This is a genomic window from Arthrobacter sp. UYEF21, from assembly GCF_040546085.1.
GTDB lineage: Bacteria > Actinomycetota > Actinomycetes > Actinomycetales > Micrococcaceae > Arthrobacter.
The window spans coordinates 1-5,019 of the sequence record NZ_JBEPNF010000038.1 but is presented as its reverse complement, the minus strand read 5'-3'; the positions used below and the strand labels follow the sequence as shown (position 1 = coordinate 5,019).

Here is a 5,019-nt window from a genome sequence, read left to right as displayed (position 1 = left end):
GGCGCCGTCAGCGTTGACGTTGCCTACGCGATCTCCACAATCTTCCTATTCAACATCGCCGCCGTCCTGGCCTTCCCCTTTATCGGTCATCTGCTGGCCCGCGCGATGGCGGTCAGTTTTCGACATGCAAGGGGTGGTCTCAACCATTGATCCTCTGCTGAGATGTTCCCCTAGACAAGCGTCCTTTGGACCGCATCTCGTGCGCCGGGGATTTGGCTGCGTGAAGCCTCAACGGCCATGGCGACAACGGCCAGGAATCCCATGCACATGTACATGAAGCGCAAGAACTTTATCGTCGGTAGCTCGTCAAAGGTGAAGCCTTCCGCCGCTACTTCCTCCTCTCTTTGTACACGCGGGAACAGCCTGTGCGGCGCCGTTGACCTCCCTGAAGACGCAGAGGCCGAACAGGAAGATCGAGAGTCCGAGGGCGCACCGGATGGCGGCGGCCTCGGATGTGCAGACCGAGTCAGAGATAGCCCAGGCGATTAGCTCCACGTCGATGCGAGCTCGGTGAAGGCCTGGCTGGCTGCGTTCACGTAAGCGCCTTTCCTCCTGAGCAGGGCTGCCGTGCGGGGTGGGATGGGCGGTGACAGGTCAATGAGGTGCAGTTTGGGCTGTTCGCGGGTGATGGCTTCGGGCAGCACGGTGGCGAGTTGGCCGCGGCGGATGATTTCGACGATCGCGCTGATGGAGTCGGCCTCGATCGCGATGCGGGGGTCAATGCCGTGGTCCCGGAAGTGCTGGTCGATGTGGCGCCGGGTTGCAAAGTCGCTACTGAGGAGTACAAGCCTCTCTTGTTCGAGCTCCAGCAGGCCCGTGGGTGTCTGCGTGCCGGCGCGGGGGTGGTTGTTGCCGACGACCAGGCCAAGGGTTTCGACGAACAATGCCTGGGTCTCGATCTCGGACGAACGTGCCTGGGCGAAAGCGATGCCGAGATCGAGGGTGTCCGCGGCCAGTGCGGCCTCGATGCGGTCCTGGGTCATCTCCCGCACGCTCAACGTGATGCCTGGATAGAGGGTGCTGAAGCGTTCGACCAGCGGACCGATCAGGTAAGCGGTGAACGTGGGCGTCATCGCCAGCCGGATCGATCCACGGCTTAGATCCTGCACGTCGTGGATGGCCCGGGTTCCGGCGTCAAGCTCCCGCAGGGCGCGGCGGGCATAGCGCAGGTAGGTCTCGCCGGCGTCGGTCAGCCGCACGGTCCGCCCGGACCTGTCCAGGAGTTGGACGTGCAGCGAGATCTCCAGTTGCTTGATCTGTTGGGACAGCGTGGGTTGGGACACATGCAGCGCCTCGGCAGCGCGGGTGAAGTTCTGGTGTTCCGCGACCGCGGTCAGGTAACGAAGGTGGCGTAGCATCACGACTCTCCAACTATAGGAAACACTTATTGACCTCATTGCAAACGAGTCTTGGACACTATAGATAGTTTCCGTCATCCTTGAGTTATCCCCCAAAACATCAAGGAGACGGCCCATGCAAGACATCATCGACGGCTTTCTGAAATTTCAACGGGAAGCCTTTCCGAAACGCTCTGGACTCTTCAAGGAGCTGGCTACCGCCCAGAACCCCGGGGCACTGTTCATTGCCTGCTCGGACAGCCGGGTCGTGCCGGAGTTGCTGACCCAGCGGGAACCGGGCGATTTGTTCGTGATCCGCAACGCCGGCAACATCGTGCCGGCCTACGGCCCGGAGCCCGGCGGTGTCTCCGCGACAGTCGAGTACGCTGTCGCCGTCCTGGGCGTCACGGACATCATCATCTGTGGCCATTCCGACTGCGGAGCGATGACAGCCATCTCCTCCAACACGAACCTGGACCACCTGCCTGCCGTGGCCAGCTGGCTTGCCTATGCCGACGCGGCGAAGGTCGTCAACGCCGCCCGCACCCACGGGTCCGCCCAGGAGCGGCTGGAGGCCATGGTCCGCGGGAACGTCATCGCCCAGCTGACCAACATCAGGACCCATCCCTCCGTCTCTCTGGCCCTGGACCAGAACCGGCTGAACCTCCACGGCTGGGTCTACGACATCGAAACGGGCACCATCGACACCCTCGACGGCGCCACAGGCCTCTTTGTCCCACTCGCGGACAACCCCCAGACCAGTGCCACGCCGGCCACAGCCGGCCTGGCCGCCTAACCACCCGATAACACCCAAGGAAAAGGAAAACACCATGATTCATTCCCAGAACGCCCAGGCTCCGCGCGAGGAACTGACCGCCGCCATCATCGATGCCAAGATGCGCAAGAACCTCTCCTGGCAGGAACTGACCGACGGCACTGGGCTGAGCCTGGCCTTCGTCACCGCCGCCCTGCTCGGCCAGCATCCCTTGCCGGAAACCGCTGCGGAAATCGTCGCCGAGCGGCTGGATCTGGGCGAGGACGCCTCCATGCTGCTGCAGACCATCCCGCTGCGCGGCAGCATCCCCGGCGGCATCCCAACCGACCCCACCATCTACCGTTTCTACGAAATGCTCCAGGTCTACGGATCCACCCTGAAAGCTCTGGTGCACGAACAGTTCGGTGACGGCATCATCAGTGCCATCAACTTCAAGCTGGACATCAAGAAAGTTGAAGACCCCGACGGCGGTTCACGTGCAGTGATCACCCTCGACGGCAAATACCTGCCCACCAAACCGTTCTGATCCCCACCGTGGCTGTGTTCTCGGAATGAGGACACAGCCACGGCTTCGCCCGAACTTACCTCCCAGCCCAGGAACATCATGGACTTCGTTCAACGCACCATCGATATCGCCCGTGCCAATGTCGAGACAGTTGGGCGACCCTTCGCGACCGTCATTGCCCGCGACGAGGAAATTATCGCCGAGAGCCCCAACCGGGTGTCCCAGACGAACGACCCCCCGCGCACGCCGAGATCCTCGCGATCCGCGAGGCCTGAACCCGGCTCGGTACCGAGCACCTGACCGGGTGCACCATCTACGTGCTTGACCCATCCCTCTCCGATGTGCCTCGGCTCGCTGTACTACTGCAGCCCCGAGAAGGTCGTCTTCCTCACCCAGCGCGTCGACTACGAACCGCACTAGGTCGATGACCCAAGTACTTCGAACTGGCCACCTTCTGCCAGGACGGCAAGTTCTGAGGACAAGGATTTTTTCCCAAGCCTCTTGCCAGCTGCTGCCTGATGGCCGCCGTTGCCGGCTGGGGTTGGTGACGGCACCAGCTTCTGCCGCTGAGTTGATCTGTTCAGAACGTATGCGAAAAGCAGGGTGCTGGCGAGGACGCCCAGCGCGATTCCCAACGGGGCGCGGAAAGGCTCCGCTGCGTTGGCCAGGACAGCGATAATCACCCCCGCAATAACTGCACACAGGCCAGCTATTCGAAGTGATATCCGGCTGATGCTGAACGTGAACAAATACCCGCTGGCGTCCGACGAAACCGCATGTTCGTTGATTTGCCGAGAATAGCCCCGCGAGCGCTGATTGAACATCCCCTGGGTGGACAGTGGGGGCTGCGGCAGTCGCGGCCCTGGTGATGGGCGCCCGGACCAGCTCTGGGCGCCAGACATTTTTCCTGTCGTGGCGGTTCGGTTACCGACTGCAACCTTGTCCCCCCTCCCCTGCGCTGAATGCATCGGACATATTCCGCAGTAATTTTGTTTTGGGCCGCGCCGGGCCGGCGGCCTGGGCCTTTCGTAGCATTGCAATGGGGCTTTGGCCGATGGGCCAGCCACGCCCGCAATCGTCACATGCCCACATTCCGGGGCAAGGATGGCGCGGTGTCCCGTGGCACAGCGGACACGTCTTCTTCAACTTGGTCACGGGAAGGAGCCTAAGCGCCGGGTCCGACATTATCTGCCCGGCTGAGACGGGAACCGACCTGCGTCGGCTCGGCCGGAGTGGGGTCCAGACATCACCCACCGGACCGGCGAGTAGGGGGGCCAAAGCTGTTCAGGAGTACCGCTGTGATGGTCGGGATAGTGGGAGGGCCCATGAGTCCTGCCAGAACCATAAAGTCCGGGATCCGGATCGGCGTCGAGGCCTTCGGAGAGCGTTGCGCTAACGGGAGTGGGGATAGCACCGGGACGCGGCGCCGCAGTCGTGTGCGTTCGGGTCGCCGGTTCAGTGGTAGTGAACGAAGGGACCTGCTCGTGCAGGTCCCTTCGTTGGGCTTCAGTTTAGTGCGCGGCTTCGGTGGAGGTCGCTTCCTGTGCCTTCTGATGGAACCACTCGATGTGCTCTTGCAGGAGTCGGGCCGCGAGTTCCCCGTCGTGTGACTGGACGGCGTCGAAGATGCCGTGGTGCTGGGTTCGAAGAGTGGACATGACGTCGGGCCACGCTTCCATGGCGTCCATAGCACCTTTGACGTAGCTGACGATGGCGCCGCTGAGGGATTCCATCATGGTGGCGACTACGGCGTTCCCGGCAAGCGAACTCAGTGCTACGTGGAATCTGGCGTCCAGTTCATGGAACGTCGCCCGGCTGATGGCGGGGTTGTCCATGGCGTGCAGCAGTTGGGCTGCCTGCTCCAGATCTTCGTCCCCTCCCGTACGGGCGGCACTGACCCGGGCTGTCCAGGTTTCGAGCAGGATGCGGGTCTGGACTATGTCTGCGACCGGCAGTCGGTTAGTGGCAACGTGGAGCCGCAGCGCCGACGACAGGCCCGCGGAGGGATCAGAAACAATGATGGCGCCGGAGGTGGGGCCGGACCCGACGGAACTGCGCAGTATTCCCATGGCATCCAGCACCCGGATGGCCTCCCGCACTGATGCCCGGGAGATGCCGTAGGTTTCGGCGAGTGTTCGTTCGCCCGGGAGGCGGTCCCCTACTTTGATTTTGCCCGAGCGCAGGTCCGCTTCAATATCCTTCAGGAGCGCGTCATGGGTACGACGGCGGGGTGTTGCTCCTGCTTCGGCAGATATCATGGGCGGTTCCTTACGGGCGGGGGGGGGGGGGGGGGGGGGGGGGGGCGCGCCCCCGCCCCCCCCCCCCCCCCGCGGGGGGGGGGGGGGGCCCCCCCCGCTGGATGGGTGGGGGTGTGGGGGTGGGTGGCAGACAAAAACAAACAC

At 63.2% G+C, this 5,019-nt stretch carries 6 protein-coding genes; 3 read left to right on the top strand and 3 right to left on the bottom strand.

Features of this window, described 5'->3' with window-relative positions:
• Positions 1 to 485: 485 nt before the first annotated feature.
• Complete coding sequence (gene cynR, locus ABIB27_RS19125; RefSeq protein WP_354254678.1) at positions 486 to 1,358, bottom strand: transcriptional regulator CynR; 873 nt, start codon at positions 1,356 to 1,358, stop codon at positions 486 to 488.
• Positions 1,359 to 1,473: 115 nt separating this feature from the next.
• Here cynR and ABIB27_RS19120 point away from each other — a divergent pair, with 115 nt between their 5' ends.
• The 3 genes from ABIB27_RS19120 to ABIB27_RS19110 all read left to right on the top strand — a co-directional run bounded on the left by ABIB27_RS19120 (position 1,474) and on the right by ABIB27_RS19110 (position 2,917).
• Positions 1,474 to 2,133 carry a carbonic anhydrase gene (locus ABIB27_RS19120; RefSeq protein WP_354254676.1) on the top strand — a complete coding sequence of 220 codons (660 nt, stop codon included), beginning with the start codon at positions 1,474 to 1,476 and terminating at the stop codon, positions 2,131 to 2,133.
• A 34-nt stretch (positions 2,134 to 2,167) separates the two neighbouring features.
• A complete protein-coding gene (gene cynS, locus ABIB27_RS19115; protein ID WP_354216113.1) occupies positions 2,168 to 2,638 on the top strand; it encodes a cyanase in 471 nt (156 codons plus the stop codon).
• 78 nt (positions 2,639 to 2,716) lie between these two features.
• On the top strand, positions 2,717 to 2,917 hold the full coding sequence (locus tag ABIB27_RS19110; RefSeq protein ID WP_354254674.1) for a tRNA-specific adenosine deaminase: 201 nt from the start codon (positions 2,717 to 2,719) through the stop codon (positions 2,915 to 2,917).
• 116 nt (positions 2,918 to 3,033) lie between these two features.
• Here the strand turns inward: ABIB27_RS19110 and ABIB27_RS19105 are convergent, their stop codons facing one another.
• Both ABIB27_RS19105 and ABIB27_RS19100 read right to left on the bottom strand, forming a co-directional pair.
• Positions 3,034 to 3,300, bottom strand: coding sequence for a hypothetical protein (locus ABIB27_RS19105; protein ID WP_354254673.1), 267 nt, complete (start codon positions 3,298 to 3,300; stop codon positions 3,034 to 3,036).
• A gap of 828 nt (positions 3,301 to 4,128) precedes the next feature.
• The gene (locus tag ABIB27_RS19100) at positions 4,129 to 4,875 is read right to left on the bottom strand and encodes a FadR/GntR family transcriptional regulator (protein ID WP_354216114.1); all 747 of its coding nucleotides are present in this window, start codon (positions 4,873 to 4,875) and stop codon (positions 4,129 to 4,131) included.
• Positions 4,876 to 5,019 lie beyond the last annotated feature (144 nt).

Bases quoted from the DNA above. Each gene is read 5' to 3' on its own strand.
- cynR (WP_354254678.1), bottom strand. From the start codon at position 1,358: ATGCTACGCCACCTTCGTTACCTGACCGCGGTCGCGGAACACCAGAAC.
- ABIB27_RS19120 (WP_354254676.1), top strand. From the start codon at position 1,474: ATGCAAGACATCATCGACGGCTTTCTGAAATTTCAACGGGAAGCCTTT.
- cynS (WP_354216113.1), top strand. From the start codon at position 2,168: ATGATTCATTCCCAGAACGCCCAGGCTCCGCGCGAGGAACTGACCGCC.
- ABIB27_RS19110 (WP_354254674.1), top strand. From the start codon at position 2,717: ATGGACTTCGTTCAACGCACCATCGATATCGCCCGTGCCAATGTCGAG.
- ABIB27_RS19100 (WP_354216114.1), bottom strand. From the start codon at position 4,875: ATGATATCTGCCGAAGCAGGAGCAACACCCCGCCGTCGTACCCATGAC.